The organism is Dysgonomonas sp. GY75 (assembly GCF_015234155.1).
In the GTDB taxonomy this organism is placed as follows: domain Bacteria; phylum Bacteroidota; class Bacteroidia; order Bacteroidales; family Dysgonomonadaceae; genus Dysgonomonas; species Dysgonomonas gadei.
The window spans coordinates 404,538-424,349 of the sequence record NZ_JADCLQ010000036.1 but is presented as its reverse complement, the minus strand read 5'-3'; the positions used below and the strand labels follow the sequence as shown (position 1 = coordinate 424,349).

Sequence of the window (19,812 nt, the reverse complement as noted above, 5' to 3'; positions counted from 1 at the left end):
AATATGCGGTAGAGCCTACGAAATACTTATCTTTTATTAAGTTTAGAACTTGGCAGATATCCGAAAAACTCCTTGAAACATTTTGTGAAATATTTTGGATCATTGAATCCTACGGCATAAGCTATTTCAGAGACATTTATATCTCCCGGACCTTCTTGTAGCATTCTTTGCGATACATTTAACCGGTAATTCTTCATGAATTGCCCGATGGGTTGTCCTGTCAGATCCTGCATTTTCTTGTTTACCAAAGTCTTGCTGTACCCCATGTCACGGACAAAGCATTCCAGATTGTACTCCGGATCAGCATAATTTTCTTTCATCAGGTTCACGGCGTTGGTAATAAATGTCTTATCCCTCGATTCTTCCTGTACGTGTAATTCTTCCACATTACTGCTTGCCGAAAACATCTTTTTGTACCTATTCCGCAAGTTGAGTATATTACGGATACGGAGCCGTAGCACCTCTTCATCGAAAGGCTTACAGAGATATTCATCTACGCCGATTTCAAAACTTCTTTTTTCCTGGAGTTCCGAACGGACTGCTGTAAGCATGAGGACAGGAATATGTGAAGTCGCCAGATTCTCTTTGATGTGCCGTGATAGTTCCATGCCATCCATTACAGGCATCATAAGATCGCAAACAATCAGGTCAATGGTATGCTTCTGTACAATCTGCAGGGCTTCTTTTCCATCTTCGGCCTCGAACAGACGGTAATCACCCTCAAGTAGCATACGGATATATGAACGCATATCCTTGTTGTCTTCTACGATAAGAATCGTTTCTTTCTTTGTTCCGTCAGCCGGTTGTAATATATTCAGCCGGTAATTGTTTACCGGTGCTTTCAACTCTTCTTCCGCAGTTAGTTCTATATCTCCGGCAGGAATTAGTGGCATCAGTATGCGGAACGAGGCTCCCTGATCCGGATTATTACGCGCCCATATTTCCCCATCATGCAGTTCTACGATTTTCCAGCAAAGGAAAAGTCCGATCCCTGTACCGCTTTGACCATAAACAGGGTATTTCTGCACTTTTTTGGACTGATAAAAGCGGTCAAATATCTTTTCCATGTCTTCTGTCACGATACCATGTCCTGTATCGCGTACGTTTATATAAAGAGCCTTTTCCCTGTCGTGTCTTTTGACTGATGCTATAAAAATGCTGATACGTCCATTGTCCGGTGTAAACTTGATGGCATTCGAAATCAGATTTACCATCACTTTACGCATATATGCGGCGTCGATGATCAGGAAAGGATCATCCAGCCGGAAATAGGTTTGTATATCTATATGTCTTTCTTTTGCAAAGACTCTGAAAGGCAGAAGCAACTCAGACATGAAATCTGGAAAGTTCTCCGTGCGCTTATCCAATACAACTTTATCCATTTCCAGCTTTCGGAAGTCCATTAGTTCATTAACCAGAGAGAGTAAGTAGCGGGAGTTCCGTTCGGCAATCTCCAATTGTGCTTTTATTCCTTCGTCTTTTGCTTCTTTCAGGGCATGTTCGATAGGGCCATGAATAAGCGTGACGGGTGTACGGAACTCATGGGTAATATTGGTAAAGAAAGATATCTTTTCTTCCGTAATCTCCCTTATATGTTGTGCCATAGCTTCCAATTGTTTGTTCTGCACTGCCAGTTCTTGTGTGCGTTGTTTGACTTTCCTTTCCAGTCGTACTTTCTGTTCACGGTAAGTCCGGATTTTTCTCTTATACAATAAATAGGCTGACAAACAGGCGATTCCAATAAGTAACAGATAGAACCAGCCGGACTTATAGAAATAAGGAGTAATATCCACTTCTATTTCTGTGATCTTGTCGGACCAGCGTCCCAGTTCATCTGTTGCACGCACCTGTAATGTATAGTTTCCGGAAGGTATGGAAGTATATCGTGCCAGATGCTCTCCGGGTTGCGTTTCGTTCCACTCTTCCTCATACCCTTTTAGCCGGTATGCAAAGCGGATACGGCTACTGTTCCCATAATCCTGTGTAGTAAAGCCGATGGAGAAACGATTATCCTTTTCATGTAGAAAGATTTTAGAAGCAGAGGTTATGTCTGTCTCGAGATAATTGCCGCTGGATGGATAAATAGTGTTTCCCCCGATTGCCAGAGATGAGAATTTTACTTGCGAGTCGGGAGGTAATAAAGTTTCACTTTCGGGATGGATAACCACCATGCCGTCTATCGTAGCCAGATATATAAAATCATGTATTGCCGAATAATGGATGCCATTCCAATAAAACTGAGTAGCAGGCAATCCGTCAGCTTGCGTGTAATTACTGAATGTCATCGACTGGATTTTCAATCGTGAAATTCCGTCATTGGTTGCCAGCCATAAGTTTCCCTGTCCGTCTTCTGCCATACCGATAATCGTATTGTTAGGCAGTCCGTGTCTTGTCGTATAATTTTTGAAGATGAAATGATTGTTTTTGTCATTTGTCAGTTGGTATAACCCGCTTCCATTACCCCCCAGCCAGATTGTACCGTTTTTATCCTCTATTATACTGTTTATCTTTTCCAGTTGCGTTGACTCCGGATTGTCCAGTTTATACTTCAGATATTTATAATCGAATCGTTTATTGGACTTGGCAAAAGATGGCAGGTCGAGGATAAAGACCCCTTGGGTTGTTCCTATCCACAAACGTTTCTTCCGGTCGATTAAAAGGGCGTGTATAGCCTCAAATTCGTTATCGGACTGATCGAATAATATTCTGGTGAAAGTGTTTTTTCGTTTATCGTAAAAATGTACTCCACGGGTAGACCCAAACCAGATCCCATGATTAATTTTATCTTCACAGGCACTATTAATGAAATCGCCTTCCAGTTCGGGGATGATCTCACGGGTATAGCGTTTGAAGCTACGATTATTTGGAGTGTTCAGGTCCAGGCCATTTATGCCGACTCCCCAGGTATATGCCCATAAATAGTTGTCAGAGTCTATCAGGATTCCATTAATCGTATTATTGCTAATGGAAGTGATATCATTGGGTGAAAAAAGATAATGAGTACAGACCTTATTTTCCTTACTCCATTTCATTAACCCATGCTCCACCATTCCCATCCAGAGATTACCAATTTTATCTTCACCCACTGCATTTACAGGAGTAGGAGTATCCATATTGGCAGAAGAAGTTTCGCACGACCATAGTTCGGTTTGCAGACGTTTCGGGGAAAGCACATTAACACCTCCGGTTTCTGTTCCCAGCCAGATTATCTCCCCGTCCGTGAGCAGGCAGTTGATGGCATTACAGTTGATTGTAGCGCGATTTTGTTCGCTGGTCTGGCGGATAAAAGAGAAAGTATCCGTATCTCTATGATAGACATTCAGTCCGTTAAGAGTAGATACAATTAAATGTTCCTTGTCGGTCAGTTTGATGTCTGTTATATATGCCTGGCTCAACATCCCTGAACGATGTGTAGAGTAACGGTATCTTTTCAGACTGTGTTTTGTATGATTATACTTGAATACTCCGCGGTTCGAACCAATCCACAGATATTCGCCGTCAGCCTCCATGCATGAAATACGCCAGTCTTCACTAAAGGAGGTCAGGCTATCGGATAGGATTTTTGTTTTCAGGAGATTACCGGGTTGTTTCTCTATACTGCATACTTCATTGTCTATACCTGCACAGATGGCCCATCCTATATCAAGGATGGCATGCACAGGTGAAGCGGAAGCATTCTTCAGGCGATAATAGGTTTTGATATTTCCTTTCTCATCCAGTTCTATACACCACAGGTCTTTGCTACCGGAAATCCATAAATCACCTTGTTTGTCTTTGTAAATCGTGCTGACATATTCATTCATTAGTTGTTTCAACGGGCTGTCAGGGGATAGATTCAGTTCGACGGAAGAATATGTATTGAGGTCAATGATATCAATTCCTCCTTCGGAGGCAACCCAGAGCCGTTTGTGATTGTCTTCACATATTTTGTGTATGAAGTTGTTCTTCAGATGTATAGGTGTAGCTTGTGCGTCGTAATTCAGAAATTCGTAACCGTCATATCTTCCTATCCCATGATGTGTTGCAACCCAGATATATCCATCCGAATCTTTGAAAATATCGCTCACGAAGCTGTAAGGCAGCCCTTTGCTTTCTGTTATGAACTTGAAGTTGTATTGGTCGAAAAAACGGTCAGTATTTTGAGCGAAAAGCGCCAATACTTGTATTAACCAAGCGAAGGCTAGTAATATATGTCGTTTCATGATAATTCCCGGCTTTAGTATTCTATTCGTTAGGTGCGATTAGTGCGGAAAAGGTACAACTTTATTTTTTATTTTTAATACCCTCTGCGGGTATCCGGAATGTTAACTTCACTATTTTCCTCTTCTTTTGCATCATTTTCCCCCTGTTTATTGTTTTGTTGGTTTAAATTTGCTGTAGTTAAAATCTAGAATACTATGGAAGCTAAGACATTTTCGTTTTACCCTTCAACTGATACTTATTATGAAGGACAGTAAAGATACTCTGTACCTCTTGCAACACTTTTTATTCGTGATATACTGTGAAAACTATTTGTCTAACTCTTCAATTAAATAACTGATCAAATAACCGTAATTTGTGTTGTAACATTTGGGGATATGTCTGTATACAGGTAAATCATATTTCTGCAATTGGAACAATACTTATAGATACATAGGAAAATAGGAACTGAATTTCTAACTAAAACTTTATTTTATGCTGAATGTGCAAATAAAAAGAAAAAGAACATTTACACGAGGAATGCTCTTTGTTGTGCTCTTGCTAAGTAGTGCCTTGGCATTTGCCCAGAACAAGGTGACCGGTACAGTGACAGATAAGACCGGAGAGCCACTGACAGGCGCCAATGTAGTAGTGGCAGGGACTACAACTGGTTACATTACTGACGTGGATGGTAAATATACAATAGAAGCGGAAAAAGGGCAAACCCTGATCTTTTCCTTCATTGGCTTTACCAAACAAGAAGTGAAAGTAACTCAGAATGTAATTAATATTACTTTGGAAGAAGATGCCAAGACATTGGAAGAGGTCGTGGTGGTTGGTTATGGTGTCATGACGCGTAAAGATGTGACCAGTTCTATCACTACCGTTGGCGCCGACAAACTCAATGTCGGAGTTTATTCGGACCCGGCGCAGTTACTGCAAGGTAAAGTACCCGGACTGACAATAACCCAAAGTAGTAACCCCAATGCTGCCCCTTCCATCACATTACGTGGTGCTTCTACTTTACGTACCGGAGCAGCTATGGAACCTTACTATGTGATTGATGGTATCCCGGGAATGTCTTTATCCCTGATTTCGCCGGACGATATTGAAAGTATCGATGTTCTTCGTGACGCTACGGCAACTGCTATCTATGGCTCGAAAGCGGCTAATGGAGTTATTATCGTTACTACTAAAAAAGGTAAGGCAGGACATACAAACATCAGTTACAGTGCTTATGTCGCAGTGGATAATGTGATGAAGAATTATGATGTGATGAATGCCGCGCAACTTCGTAGTTATGCACAATCGGGAGGTATCGAGCTGGTCAACGATTTAGGAGCGGATACCAGATGGCAGGATGAAGTACAACGTACAGGTTTCAGCCACAACCATAATGTCTCTATCAGTGGAGGTACCGAACAGACTTCTTACAATACCAGTATCAACTATATGGAACGTCAGGGTGTGATCAGAGGTACAGATATGGATCGACTGATTGGACGTGCGTTTGTTCAGTCAAAAGGCTTAAAAGACCGACTTACTCTGTCATTCAATATCAATGCGAGTGTAACTAACAACCACACTGTTCCTATGGATACTCAGGGAAAGAGCGTATTGGATGCCATGTATTATTACTCTCCATTGGTTCCTGTTCGCAATGATAATGGTAGCTGGTACGAAAATAGTGGTATTTCCCAAAACTATAATCCGGTAGCTTTGATCAATGAAAATATCTATGATACAGAAAGTAAACGTATTCAGGGGAATGGTAAGGCTTCGTTGAAACTCATAGATGGACTGGTTTATAATTTGAGTCTGGCCTATCAGAATGAACAGAATATCTATAGCAATTATAATTCTACCAAATCATTGATAGCCAATGGTATGGATGGTAAGGCGGAACGTTCTTCTGTAACGAATAAAAAGAAAGTTTTTGAGACATACCTGAACTATGACAAAACATTCAAAGATGTTCATAAACTTGGTTTAATGGGCGGTTATTCATGGGAAGAATCAAATGATAATGATGGATTCCAATTGACTACTTATGATTATTATAATGATGATTTGACTTATCATAATATGGGAATGGCAAATAAGATTGATAAGAATGGTCTGGGTGGCTGGGCACTTTCTACCTTGCGTATGATTTCGTTCTATGGTCGTCTTAATTACTCTTATGCCAGCAAATATTTATTCCAGGCAACTGTCCGGCGTGACGGATCGTCAGCTTTTGGGAATAACAACCGATGGGCAACTTTCCCTTCTTTTTCGGGAGCATGGCGTATTTCGGAGGAAAGTTTTATTAAAGATCTTAATATATTTGATGATCTGAAACTACGAGTGGGATATGGAGTCAGTGGTAATTCATTAGGTTTCGATGTATTTACGGCTACTCAGATTTATGGGGCAACCGGATGGTACGACCATTTGACTTCAACTGGAGAATCGGAGCAGGTTCATATACTCGGTGCTACCCGCAACGCTAATCCGGACTTGAAATGGGAACGTACAGGTATGTTCAATATAGGATTAGATTTTGGTTTCTTCAATAACCGTCTGGGCGGTACTATCGAGTATTATGATAAGCGTACGAAAGACCTGATTGCCGACTATGCGGTGTCAACTACTAAATATCAATATAACTGGTTGACTACCAATGTCGGCGAAATAAGTAATAAAGGTATTGAGTTAACGATCAATGCAATGCCGGTAAAAACAAATGACTTCACATGGGAGACTTCATTGAATCTTTCCCACAATAAAAATAAGGTTGTTAAATTATCCAACAGTACATTCTCGGTAGACTATTTCGATAAAGCGAATGTGGATGCGGCAGGTTTTTCAACAGCAACTAACCAACGTGTGATGGAAGGTTCTCCTATCGGTCAGTTCTACCTCTGGAAATGGGCCGGAGTTAAAGATGGAGTTTCTAACTTTTATGTATATAGTGAAAGCAGTCTGACTGAAGTTTACAAAGATCAGGGCGGTTTTGAAGGTAAAGTAACAAAGCAAGAGGACGGCCGCTATATCGATAATGAAACCGGAGAATATGTGACTACCAGCAAACCTTTATACGATGACCGGGCTAAAGCAGGTTCGGCTCAACCGAAACTAAATGCGGGTTGGAGCAACACATTCACTTATAAAAACTGGACAATGACCGCATTCTTCCAAGGTGTATTCGGTAATAAGATACTGAATGCTTCGCGTGCCTACCTGAGCAATATCGGCAATGTGACAGCAGGTAAGAATGTATTGGCCTCTATTGCAGAAGAGAATCCGGTAACTGATAATAACTCTCATGCACCCTCTGATCGTTATTTGGAAAATGGTAGCTATGTACGTCTGTCATCACTTACTTTGGGGTATAACTTTGGCCGAATGAATGATTACATCAAAGGACTTCGTGTTTATGCTACTTGTAATAATGTATTTACTATTACAGGTTACAAAGGCCTTGATCCGGAAGTGAATCTGGGCGGTATCGAACCGGGTATCGACAATCGTCAGACTTATCCACGTACGCGTACCTTTATGTTCGGAGTTAATGTCAATTTCTAAAATGCTATGAATATGAAAGTTAAATATATAAAATCATTTATGACAGTTGCCCTGCTGATTTTGGCAGCGAGCTGTACGGATCTCGATGTAGACATCAAATCTCAGTATACGGAATTTCCTGATTCGGAGACTGCTGCCGAGGCAAAAGCGGCTAATGCTTATTTTGCTATGCGCGGCCCGTTGGGACGTGACTATAATCACGCTCAGACTTTGTCTTCGGATGAAACGATGTCTTACTCTTTTAATGGTTCCGACTATTATGACAATGGTCGCTATAATCACATGGCCCTGCACAACTGGACGCCGGATGATGCTACAATCGGCTATTGGGAAAATTTCACTCAGGGTATTACAACCTGTAATGGTCTGATTGCCGAAATGGGTGGTGATGAGGCTGCTGTAACCGCGCCTATCCGTGCTGTCCGTGCCTATTACCTATGGGTATTGATGGATAGCTATGGTGATGTACCTTTGCTTAATCGTATATTGGCGGAAGACGAAGCTATAGATCGCTCACCTCGTGCTGATATAGCCCGGTTTATAGAATCGGAATTGTTGGCTGTCATCGATTTATTGTCGACGAATGTTGACATTTCAACATATGGGAAGCCTACACGCTGGATGGCCGATGCCCTGTTGGCAAAACTCTATCTGAACTGGGCCGTTTATACTTGCGGTGATGTTGCGACTTATACTCCGGCAATGGCTAACAGCAAGTTAAATGATGTAGTAAAATTCTGTGATGACATCATTGCTTCCGGTAAATTTGATTTGACAGATAGCTACATGTCTAAATTTAATTCCGAAAATGGGGCACATATCAAAGATTTCATCTATGCTATGCCTTTCGACCGCGAAACTCAGCAAGGTATGACATATGCCCGCTTTTGGACGCACCGTAATGGAAATAAGGAATTCTATGGAGTAGACTTACCAAGTAGTGTGGGCGGTTGTTTTGCTGTTAACTCTGAATTTGTAGATAAATTCAATCTGACAGGAGATGATCGTAATGAACAGATTATCGGCGGACCATTATATATACGTTCTGCGAGTACTTACAAAGCAACGACTACTCCCTGGATGGTTGACGGAAAACAAGTGACATTAACGAAAAATATTACGTTGAACAAATTGGATGAAACTATGCCGGTTGACAATACAGCTCATGGTGGTCGTTCACAGGGCTATCGTTCCATCAAATTCTACATGGATCTGAAAACGACAGCTTCTCAAAGCCGTAATCAGAGTAATGATGTGCCTATCTTCCGTTTTGCAGATGTCTTGTTAATGAAGGCAGAAGCTATTTTACGTGGAGCTACTGCTACTAATGGGGACACTCCTATGTCTCTGATGAACCAGATCCGTGATTATGTTCATGCTCCGAAAGTTACACAAAACCCAACGCTGGAAGAACTTCTTGATGAACGTGCCCGTGAATTTGCCGATGAGAACTGGCGCCGTAATGATCTGATACGTTTCGGTAAGTTTGAAAATGACTGGGGTTATAAGCATATTATCAATCCGAGTGCTAAAACAGAACTTTATCGTCGTATCTTCCCTGTTCCAAAATATATTCTGAATACCAATACCAATTGGTCACAAAATAAAGGATATTAAGATCGCTTCCTTTTAGTATCTTTAGTTGAAAACCTTGCATTACAGTTGAATATCTTATTTGTTTAATTGTAATGCAAGACTTTTTTAATAAGCCAGCCTTGTTTGGTCAAAGTACAAAAAATCTACGATATGGAACGATAGATCTTATAAGTGCTTCTTTATATTATAAAAAAAGCGTGTGAATTAATATTCACACGCTTTCTTCTTTTATAAAAGTGACCCCGGAGGGGCTCGAACCCTCGACCCATTGATTAAGAGTCAATTGCTCTACCAACTGAGCTACGGAGTCTTTTTGGTAGGTGCAAAAGTATAATAATTATTCTTTTTAAGGAAATTAATCTCTAAAAAATATTCTTCATATGGATTATTTTATCCCGGTTTTGTCAAAATATATAGGTATTTGAATGAAATTACATACCTGTTTATGCCCTTAAACGGTATTTTTGTATCATGTAATAGTCTGAATTTACCTTAAAATATAAAACAGGGGAAAAACCATGAAATACGTTTCCATATTACTCAGTACGCTATTTTTATTAATTTGCCAGATATCTCACGCGCAAAATAAAACGATAGATTTAAAAGGGCAGTGGCGGTTTCAGATAGACAGGTCTGATATAGGGGAGAAAGAGAAATGGTTTAGTAAAAAACTAAACGATAATATCTATTTGCCGGGCTCCATGACCGAAAATCACAAAGGAGACGATGTCACGCTCACAACGCAATGGACAGCCAGTATATACGACAGTTCGTTTTTCTTCAATCCGCGGTTGGAAAAATTCCGTAAACCGGACAACCTTAAACTTCCGTTTTGGCTTACTCCTGTAAAATATTATGTGGGTGCGGCATGGTATCAGAAAGATATGATTATTCCGGCAGATTGGAAGGGAGAACGGATTACTTTGTTTTTGGAGCGTCCACATACGGAATCCCGCCTATGGATCAATGAAAAAGAAGTCGGTATGGATAACTCTCTTTCCGTTCCTCATATTTTTGATATCAGCAAATTTCTTAAAACAGGAAGTAATACTATTACTTTACGCATCGACAATCGTACAAAAGATATAGATGTCGGCAAAGATTCACACAGTATAACCGACCAGACACAAGGAAACTGGAACGGAATAGTAGGCAAACTGGAACTGCAATCCACACCTGTTACTTATATAGACGATATACAAATATATCCCGACCTGAAAAATAAGAAAGTATTGGTAAAACTCATCATCATAGGTCAGTCATCAGGTCAGATAACACTTAAAGCGCAAAGTTACAACGGAGAGAAAGTACATACGGTAGAGCCGGTTTTACAAAATTATACAGCTAGAAGTAAATCTACAAAGATGGAACTGGAACTGTCGATGGGCGATGATATGCTTAGCTGGAACGAGTTTCATCCCAATTTGTATAAATTATCCGTTTCGTTAAAAACGTCGAAAGGAACAGATACAAAAGAAGTCCGCTTTGGTATGCGTGAGTTTACGGTAGAAGGGAAATATTTCTATGTAAATGGCCGGAAGACCATGCTTCGCGGGACTGTCGAAAATTGTGTTTTTCCCCTTACAGGCTATGCTCCTATGGATGTGGAGTCTTGGGAAAGGGTTTTCCGTATTTGCCGTAGTTTCGGGCTTAATCATATGCGTTTCCATTCATTCTGTCCCCCCGAAGCAGCAATGGAAGCTGCCGATTTAACCGGCTTTTATTTGCAACCCGAAGGCCCTAGCTGGCCTAATCATGGCTCGTCTTTAGGCGACGGTCGTCCAGTAGATGATTATCTGTGGAAAGAGGCCGAGCGTATAGTGAAACAATATGGCAATTACCCTTCATTCTGCATGTTTGCTATAGGCAATGAACCCCGAGGGCGTTGGGTGCCATGGGTAAGTAAGTTTGTCGATTATTGGAAAGAAACGGATACAAGACGTGTTTACACAGGTGCTTCGGTGGGGAATAGCTGGGCATGGCAGCCTCGCAATCAGTTTCATGTGAAAGCAGGGGCCAGAGGGCTTGCATGGGATAATCAACCGGAATCGAATTCGGATTACTTATCGCGTATAGACACTGTAAAACAGCCCTATGTGTCGCATGAAACAGGGCAATGGTGCGTATTTCCCGACTTTTCGGAGATAAAGAAATATACAGGGGTAATGCGTGCCCGTAACTTTGAACTGTTCCGTGAAGATTTGTCCGACAGGCACATGGGAGATTTAGCCCATGATTTCCTGATGGCTTCGGGTAAATTACAGGCATTATGTTATAAACACGAAATAGAAAAGACATTGCGTACTCCCGAATATGCAGGATTTCAGTTATTAAGCCTGAATGATTACTCGGGGCAGGGTACCGCTCTGGTTGGTGTATTAAATGCTTTCTGGGAAGAAAAAGGATATATCGATGCCGGCGAATTCCGTAAGTTTTGTGCGCCTACCGTCTTATTGTCCCGCATGGATAAATTTACATTTAAAAATGACGAGACAATGACCGCCCGTATCGAGGTCGCTCATTTTGGAGAAAATGTATTGAGACAACAATCGGTCAAATGGCGTATAACGGATACTTACGGGAAAACACTGGCGAAAGGGAAACTTCCGCCCAAAGATGTTCAGATAGGTAATTGTCAGCAGTTGGGCACAGTCTCTTTTGCACTTCAATCAATCGATAAAGCACAGAAACTAAATCTTGAGATATCGTTCGATTGTACGGATGTTTCCAATAATTGGGATTTCTGGGTATATCCGGCACAGTTACCGGAAGCGGATACTTCGGATATATACATAACCAACCTGATAGACGGACAAACAAAAAGCGTATTGGATAAAGGAGGTAAAGTCCTCCTGCTTTTAGCCGGAAAAGTAGAACAGGGCAAAGACGTCGTACAATATATGACCCCTTCGTTCTGGAATACTTCATGGTTCAAAATGCGCCCGCCGCATACAGAGGGTTCATTGATAAATAATTATCATCCTGTATTTAAAGATTTTCCTACAGACTTCTATACCGGATTGCAGTGGTGGGAGCTGGTGCAAAAAGGGCAGGTAATGGAGATGAATAATTTCCCTGCCGGTTTCCAGCCGATCATTCAGCCGATCGATACCTGGTTTGTCAACCGTAAATTAGGTACATTGTTTGAAGCCAACGTAGGTAATGGTAAAATAATGGTATGCAGTGCCGATATTACGACCGAACCGGATAAGCGTATTGTAGCAAGGCAGTTGTATTATTCGATAATAAACTATATGAATACAATTCATTTTGTACCCGAAAATTCAGTACAACTGTCAATTATAGAGGACTTGTTGAGGAATGAAGGCGAGCGTATCAATACACATACAACAGATGCTCCGGATGAGTTGAAAAATATTATAAGATAATAGCATGAAGAAAATATTAGCAGTCGTTTTACTGTTGACAACATTCATAAATTGTACTCAGGATAAAGTCATAACCGACTGGCCCGAAGTAACAAAAGAAGCAAAGCCGTGGACCCGTTGGTGGTGGATGGGGAGCGATGTAGATTCTGTGAATCTAACTTACAATCTAGAGGAGATGGGTAGGGCCGGAATCGGGGGTGTGGAAATTACCCCTATCTATGGAGTCAAAGCCCGTGAAAGCCATTACATCGATTATCTGACTCCAAAATGGATGCAAATGTTAGCTTTTACCGAATCGGAAGCCAGCCGTTTAGGAATGGCGGTAGATATGAATATGGGTACAGGATGGCCATTCGGAGGGCCTGAAATTACAATGGAGGATGCTGCTACCAAAGCAATCTTTCAGCAATATGAGCTAAAAGGAGGACAGGAACTGAAAGAATCTGTTCAGATAAAAGATGATAAGCAAAAGGAAGTTGCTTATCTGAGTAAACTGATCGCCTATTCTTCAAAAGGAGATAAACTGGATATAACAGATAAAGTAGGCTCTGACGCAAAACTGATGTGGATAGCGCCCGCAGGTGATAATTACAAACTGGTTGCTCTGTTTATAGGAAAAACATTCCAACAGGTAAAGCGTGCCGCGCCCGGAGGTCAGGGTTATGTTCTTAACCACTTTGATGCAGATGCAGTACAACGCTATTTAGGTGAGTTTGACAAGGCTTTTACTGATAATAAGGTATCATTTCCGCATAGCTTTTTCAACGATTCGTATGAAGTATATGGCGGGGATTGGACACCGGATCTACTCGATCAGTTCGAGCGCAGGCGTGGATATAAACTACAAGATTATTTCCCCGAATTACTGGCAGATGGAGCGACAGATGTTTCTGTACGTGTCATTTGCGATTATCGTGAAACTATCGGAGACATGTTGCGGGAAAACTTTACTCAGGCATGGACTACATGGGCGCATTCACGCAATATAACTACTAAGAATCAGGCTCACGGGTCACCTGCGAACTTGCTGGATTTGTATGCCGCGGTGGATATTCCCGAATGTGAATCTTTCGGTATCACCGATTTTGATATTCCTTATCTGCGAAAAGATTCCATACGTAAACAGAACGACGGTGATCCTACCACGCTGAAATATGCATCGTCAGCTGCTCATATAACAGGAAAGAAGTACACTTCATCCGAAACATTTACCTGGCTAACAGAGCATTTTCGCACATCCTTATCGCAGTGTAAGCCTGAGATTGACCAGATGTTTACATCAGGTGTAAACCATGTTTACTTTCATGGCTCTACCTATTCGCCGAAAGATGCGGCATGGCCGGGCTGGAAATTTTACGCTTCGGTGGATATGTCTCCGACGAATTCTATCTGGTGCGATGCTCCTGCATTTTTCAGCTATATAACAAGGATACAGTCGTTCTTACAGGAAGGGACTCCGGATAACGACTTCTTATTGTATTTGCCAATGTATGATATTTGGAAAGGGCAACGCGGAAATTATTTTACCACCTTTGCCATACATGGAATGCGCGACCGTCTTCCTGATTTTTGCGGGGCTGTGGAACAAATAATGGCTAATGGCTATGATCTGGACTATATTTCGGATCGTTTTATACAAACAACCACCATAGAAAACGGATTGCTGAAGACTGTGGGTGGGGCAACATATAAAGCCCTAATACTTCCGGCAGCAAAACTGATCCCGCTTGAAACACTGACCCGGATTCAGAAACTGGCGGAACAAGGCGCTACGGTAATTTTTGCCGAACAATATCCTTCCGATGTTCCGGGATTATCCAATCTGGAAGAAAGGAGAGCAAAGTTTACTTCGGTATTGAAGTCGTTCCCGGTTATAAGTTCATTCGATAAAGTTTCTGTGAATGCCTTAGGGAAAGGAAAAATCATTACAGGAAATGATTATGGGAAAATATTATTGGAATGTCATATCAACAAAGAAATGTTTGTGTCTGAACTTGGCGGGCAACTTATTCGCCGCAAGAACGTTACCGGATATCACTATTTCTTTACTATGCTGAAAAATAAACGTGTAGACGACTGGGTAACTTTGGGTGTAGATGCAGAAAGTGCTATGTTCTTTGATCCGATGACGGGACAAAAGGGTAAGACGGCCTTAAGAAAGCAGAATGGAAAAACAGAAGTTTATATGCAATTACAACCGGGTGAATCCATTATTCTGAAAACATTTACTAAAACCAAAATAACAACGGATAATTGGGCTTATTACCAGCCGGCAGGGAATCAGACAGAACTGAAAGACGGATGGGAGATGAACTTCGTAGAAAGTGAGCCGGCCATTGATGAAACTTTTAAATTGCATACTCTAGGCTCGTGGACAGAACTAAATAATGACACCCTTAAAAAGAATATGGGGACTGCCCGCTACACGATAAAATTCGATTTTAAGAAACCTGCGAATGAAGAATACCGTTTGTGTTTGGGGGATGTCCGTGAAAGTGCAAGGGTACGAGTTAACGGGAAAGAAGCAGGTACATTATTCGCCGTACCATTCGAGACAAATATCGGACAGTTGCTTGTCAACGGCGAGAATATCCTGGAGATTGAAGTTACCAACCTGCCAGCCAACCGTATTGCCGACTATGATAAACGAGGCGTTGAATGGCGTATGTTTCAGGAAATAAACTTTGTGAGCATCACTTATAAAGATGTGCGTTTCGATATGTGGAATCCTGTTCCGTCAGGATTATTAGGCCCGGTAATAATAAAAGAATTAAGAAAAATACAACCATGAAGAAGACGTTTTTATTGACCTTCCTTTTGCTTTTAAGGCTTGGCCTCACAGCCCAAAATCCGGATAGGTTTAATCCGAAAGACCTTACCATAGTAGGGACTTATTATTATCCCGAACATTGGGACGAATCGCAATGGGAGCGTGACCTGAAACAAATAAAGGAGCTCGGCTTCGATTTTGTGCATTATGCCGAATTTGCATGGGCGCAGCTTGAACCGGAAGAAGGTGTATATGATTTTGCATGGCTCGACAAGGCTGTAGATATTGCCGATAAGAACGGCTTGAAAGTGATTATGTGTACATCCACGGCTACCCCTCCCGTATGGCTTGTACGCCAGCATCCTGATGTGCTGATAGAACATGAGGACGGTACGAAGATGGATCACGGCGCACGCCAGCACCCCTCGGTTTCAAATAACTTCTATCGGGAATATTCGATGAAGATGATAGAGAAACTGACACAGCATTATGGAAATGACAAACGTATAATGGGTTGGCAACTCGATAATGAACCGCGTCCAGCACAGGATTACGGAAAAGATGCACAGCAACGGTTTCGTGATTATGTGAAGGCTAAATATCAGACTATAGAAGCCGTAAATAAGGCTTGGGGTACCGCATTCTGGAGTCAGGTATATTCCGGTTTTTCGGAGATAAATATTCCCCGTTTATCACAGATGTTTATGAATTCTCATCAAATACTCGACTACCATCGTTTTACAACAGACGAAATGGCTGGTTTTCTGGATGAGCAGGCGGTACTTATACGTAAATATGCGAATCCGCAACAATGGATTACTACTAATTACATCCCCGAATATAGTGACGGACATCTGAGGAAAAGCAATGAACTGGACTTCCACTCCTATACCCGCTATATGGTATTCGGTGAAGATTATGGTATCGGGCGCAAAGGTTATCGTTTAGGGCCGGTGGAAAGAATAGCAAAGGCTAATGACTTTTTCCGCACTATAGATGGGGTGTATGGCGTGATGGAACTGCAACCCGGACAGGTGAACTGGGGCAAGATAAACTCGCAACCGTTGCCCGGTGCTGTCAGGCTGTGGCTGTGGCATGTATTTGCGGGAGGAAGCAAGTTTACATGTACTTACCGCTACCGCCAGCCGATATATGGAACGGAACTTTACCACTATGGAATTGTTGGCCCGGATGGCGTGACACCTACCAAAAGCGGATTGGAATATTCCCGGTTTATAAAAGAGATCGCACAGTTGCGCAGGGAATATAAGGGTAGTACAAAAAATCCGGACAGTTATGAGAAACGCCGTACCGCTATTCTTTATAACCATGAGAATGCATGGGAGATGCAGCGAAACAGGCAGACAACCGAATGGGACACTGAAAAGCATATAGACAAGTATTACAATGCATTGAAGAATTTCGGGGCACCTGTGGATTTTATAGATGAACGAAACGACTTTTCGGAATATAATGTAATGATCGCTCCCGCATATGAGATGGTGGACAGGGAACTGGTGCTACGTTGGCGGAACTATGTGGAGCAAGGTGGAAATCTGGTCTTAACGAGTCGCACTGGTCATAAATCACGCAACGGACAATTGTTTGAGGCTCCTTTTGGTGAACCTATCTATTCTTTGATAGGAGCAAAGATAGACTTTTATGATTTGCTGCAACCCCGCACTCCCGACCAGATAGCATTCGACGGCCGGAAATATGACTGGACAAGTTGGGGCGAAATATTGGTTCCCGAAGTAAATACAGAAACATGGGCTACATATGAGGGCGATTTTTATGAAGGAAGTCCTGCAATCATCTTTCATCGTTTGGGTAAAGGCACAGTCACTTATGTAGGTGTGGATTCTCAAAATGGGCAGATGGAAAAAGCTGTTTTGAAAAAACTGTATGGCATTTTAAATATTACATTAGCGGATTTGCCTGAGGGATTGCATATCGAATATCGTGACGGTTTTGGAATTGCAGTGAACTATGCGGACAAGACATACTCGCTGCCTTTGCCTGCAAACACAAAATATGTGATTGGCAGTAAGGATATTCCTACGGCGGGAGTATCAGTCTGGAAGAAATGATACAATAATCTACTCAGAATATAAAACGGAAATATGAAAAAATATCTATTAGTCTTCTTCATCATAGTTTCAGTTTTAGGTTTTAAAACTGTGGACAGACCAATAACTATATTTATAGCGGGAGATTCTACTGCACAGACTTATAATGAAGAGAAAGATGGCCTGATAAAAGGATGGGGGCAGATGTTACCTTTGCTTTTCTCTGACAATGTAAAGGTTGTAAATCATGCTATGGGAGGCCGCAGCACCAAGACATTTATAAGTGAAGGCCGCTGGGACAGGTTATTGTCGGAGGTAAAAGCCGGGGATTACGTTTTTATCCAGTTTGGACATAATGATGCATCTACCCGTCCGGACCGGCATGCATCGTATGATGACTATCGGAAGAATCTCGTTAGGATGGTTGAGGATGTAAAAGCTAAGGGTGGTAATCCTGTATTGCTGACATCCGTTGTAATGCGCACTTTTAGGGATGGCTCGCTTATCGATGACCGTTTGAAAGGATATCCTGTAATCACTCGCCGGATAGCTAAAGAATATGATGTGCCGATGATAGATATAAATCTCAAGACACGTGATTTTGTTACGATGCTGGGAGATGAGGACTCCAAACCTTATTATCGTTGGGTGGAGCCTGGAATAGATCATGCGAAGCCTGAAGGGTTGAAAGATGATACGCATATGATGGAAAAAGGAGCGAAGCAGGTTGCCTGTTTTGTGGCAGAGGGTATAAAGGAATTGAATTTGCAGGGATTGAGTGAATATGTGAGATTAAATAATGATTGATTATTTAATGTTCTATTTTTTCTAACGCACCAGCCGGCTTGTATTTGGCTCCGCCGATTTCCGCTTCGCTCCAATTCATTTTGCCTTGATGCAAAACGAAACAAAAAATCAAGGCTGCGTCCCCCGGCGACAGGACAGAGTCTCTTCAGGCTTTAGCCCCACGTGCGTCAGCCGACTCGTAACTCGTAACTGCCCACGGGGCGTAGTAACTTGTAACTAAAAATAGAACATTTTTATACAATAATAACTCTATTATAGAACTAAAAAGAACAGAGAAAAATGAAGAAACTAATTAACCTTATTCTATTATCAGCACTTCTTTTCTCCTGTGTAGGAAAGCAACAAACGATAGAAGTCGCAAAACCCGTATATTTATTCTCTTATTTCAAAGGAAATGGAGACGGCTTGCATTTGGCATATAGCAGAGACGGGTTGAAATGGGAAACATTGAATAAAGACTCCATTTACCTGAAACCTGAAATTGGAAAAGACAAACTGATGCGTGACCCCAGTATCGTTCAGGATGAAGAAGGGACCTTCCATATGGTATGGACATCGGGCTGGTGGGATCAGGGTATCGGTTATGCATCGTCCAAAGATTTGAAAACATGGTCGCGACAAATGAATATTCCGGTTATGGAAAAATTTGCAGGAACGAAGAATACATGGGCGCCGGAACTATTCTATGATAAGAAAAACAAGACTTTCTATATCTTTTGGGCCTCGACTATACCGGGTGCGTTTCCGGATCTACCTACTTCTGAAAGCGAGAAGGGATTGAATCACAGGCAATATTATGTAACCACTAAGGATTTCAAAGCGTTCAGTGATACCAAGCTGTTTTTTGAACCCGGGTTCAGTGTAATTGACGGAGCGATACTGGATAAGGACGGGATTTATTATCTTTTTGTAAAGAATGAAAATTCAAGTCCGGCAGAGAAGAATATCCGTGTAGTATCCAATGATGAACCTTTCGGCTTTCCTGTTACAGTGTCGGAGACTATTACGGGAGACTATTGGGCGGAAGGGCCTGCTCCATTGCAAGTAGGGGAATATGTGTATGTATATTTTGATAAATACAGGGACCATAAATATGGGGCGGTAAGGTCGAAAGATATGAAAGTGTGGGAGGATGTTTCCGATTCGATTGTTTTTCCTGCAGGAATACGGCATGGTACGGCTTTAACTGTTTCTGAAGATATATTGAGTGGTTTATTAGAGTAATTATATTATAAAACTTTATCTATATATTAGCTTTTAGCCGTTCGCTAATAGCTATTAGTTCTTTGAAAAAATTAATTAGCAGATTGGTAAATTAGTATATTAGCAAATGAGTGAAAAGGTGTAACCTTTGTTACCTTTTGTGAACTGTAGGGGCGTAAAATCTTACGCCCGATACATTGCAGACGAATATTTATTCGCCCCTACAAATGCC

General features: G+C 41.6%; 8 protein-coding genes and 1 tRNA gene. 7 read left to right on the top strand and 2 right to left on the bottom strand.

Annotation, left to right across the window (positions count from 1 at the left end; genetic code table 11):
• Positions 1–26: 26 nt before the first annotated feature.
• The gene (locus IR083_RS14095) at positions 27–4,202 is read right to left on the bottom strand and encodes a two-component regulator propeller domain-containing protein (protein WP_194224794.1); all 4,176 of its coding nucleotides are present in this window, start codon (positions 4,200–4,202) and stop codon (positions 27–29) included.
• A gap of 472 nt (positions 4,203–4,674) precedes the next feature.
• Between IR083_RS14095 and IR083_RS14090 the strand changes: the two genes are divergently transcribed.
• Positions 4,675–7,746 (top strand): SusC/RagA family TonB-linked outer membrane protein, encoded by a 3,072-nt coding sequence (locus IR083_RS14090; RefSeq protein WP_194224793.1) that lies wholly within the window; start codon positions 4,675–4,677, stop codon positions 7,744–7,746.
• A gap of 6 nt (positions 7,747–7,752) precedes the next feature.
• Complete coding sequence (locus IR083_RS14085; RefSeq protein WP_410492872.1) at positions 7,753–9,363, top strand: RagB/SusD family nutrient uptake outer membrane protein; 1,611 nt, start codon at positions 7,753–7,755, stop codon at positions 9,361–9,363.
• A gap of 216 nt (positions 9,364–9,579) precedes the next feature.
• Here IR083_RS14085 and IR083_RS14080 read toward each other — a convergent pair.
• Positions 9,580–9,652: transfer RNA gene (locus IR083_RS14080), tRNA-Lys, on the bottom strand.
• A gap of 208 nt (positions 9,653–9,860) precedes the next feature.
• Here IR083_RS14080 and IR083_RS14075 point away from each other — a divergent pair.
• The 5 genes from IR083_RS14075 to IR083_RS14055 all read left to right on the top strand — a co-directional run bounded on the left by IR083_RS14075 (position 9,861) and on the right by IR083_RS14055 (position 19,601).
• Positions 9,861–12,731: a sugar-binding domain-containing protein gene (locus IR083_RS14075; protein WP_194224791.1), complete on the top strand. Its 2,871-nt coding sequence runs from the start codon at positions 9,861–9,863 to the stop codon at positions 12,729–12,731.
• Positions 12,732–12,735: 4 nt separating this feature from the next.
• Complete coding sequence (locus IR083_RS14070) at positions 12,736–15,522, top strand: glycosyl hydrolase (RefSeq protein ID WP_242052422.1); 2,787 nt, start codon at positions 12,736–12,738, stop codon at positions 15,520–15,522.
• The gene (locus tag IR083_RS14065) at positions 15,519–17,591 is read left to right on the top strand and encodes a beta-galactosidase (protein ID WP_194224790.1); all 2,073 of its coding nucleotides are present in this window, start codon (positions 15,519–15,521) and stop codon (positions 17,589–17,591) included. Before IR083_RS14070 ends, IR083_RS14065 begins: the two co-directional genes overlap by 4 nt.
• 33 nt (positions 17,592–17,624) lie before the next feature.
• Positions 17,625–18,377 (top strand): rhamnogalacturonan acetylesterase, encoded by a 753-nt coding sequence (locus IR083_RS14060; protein ID WP_194224789.1) that lies wholly within the window; start codon positions 17,625–17,627, stop codon positions 18,375–18,377.
• Positions 18,378–18,656: 279 nt separating this feature from the next.
• Positions 18,657–19,601 carry a glycoside hydrolase family 43 protein gene (locus IR083_RS14055; RefSeq protein WP_194224788.1) on the top strand — a complete coding sequence of 315 codons (945 nt, stop codon included), beginning with the start codon at positions 18,657–18,659 and terminating at the stop codon, positions 19,599–19,601.
• The last annotated feature ends 211 nt before the right edge of the window (positions 19,602–19,812 follow it).

What these genes read in the sequence shown, in the direction of transcription:
- IR083_RS14065 (WP_194224790.1), top strand. Translation starts at nt 15,519, where the DNA reads ATGAAGAAGACGTTTTTATTGACCTTCCTTTTGCTTTTAAGGCTTGGC.
- IR083_RS14085 (WP_410492872.1), top strand. Translation starts at nt 7,753, where the DNA reads ATGAATATGAAAGTTAAATATATAAAATCATTTATGACAGTTGCCCTG.
- IR083_RS14090 (WP_194224793.1), top strand. Translation starts at nt 4,675, where the DNA reads ATGCTGAATGTGCAAATAAAAAGAAAAAGAACATTTACACGAGGAATG.
- IR083_RS14095 (WP_194224794.1), bottom strand. Translation starts at nt 4,202, where the DNA reads ATGAAACGACATATATTACTAGCCTTCGCTTGGTTAATACAAGTATTG.
- IR083_RS14070 (WP_242052422.1), top strand. Translation starts at nt 12,736, where the DNA reads ATGAAGAAAATATTAGCAGTCGTTTTACTGTTGACAACATTCATAAAT.
- IR083_RS14055 (WP_194224788.1), top strand. Translation starts at nt 18,657, where the DNA reads ATGAAGAAACTAATTAACCTTATTCTATTATCAGCACTTCTTTTCTCC.
- IR083_RS14075 (WP_194224791.1), top strand. Translation starts at nt 9,861, where the DNA reads ATGAAATACGTTTCCATATTACTCAGTACGCTATTTTTATTAATTTGC.
- IR083_RS14060 (WP_194224789.1), top strand. Translation starts at nt 17,625, where the DNA reads ATGAAAAAATATCTATTAGTCTTCTTCATCATAGTTTCAGTTTTAGGT.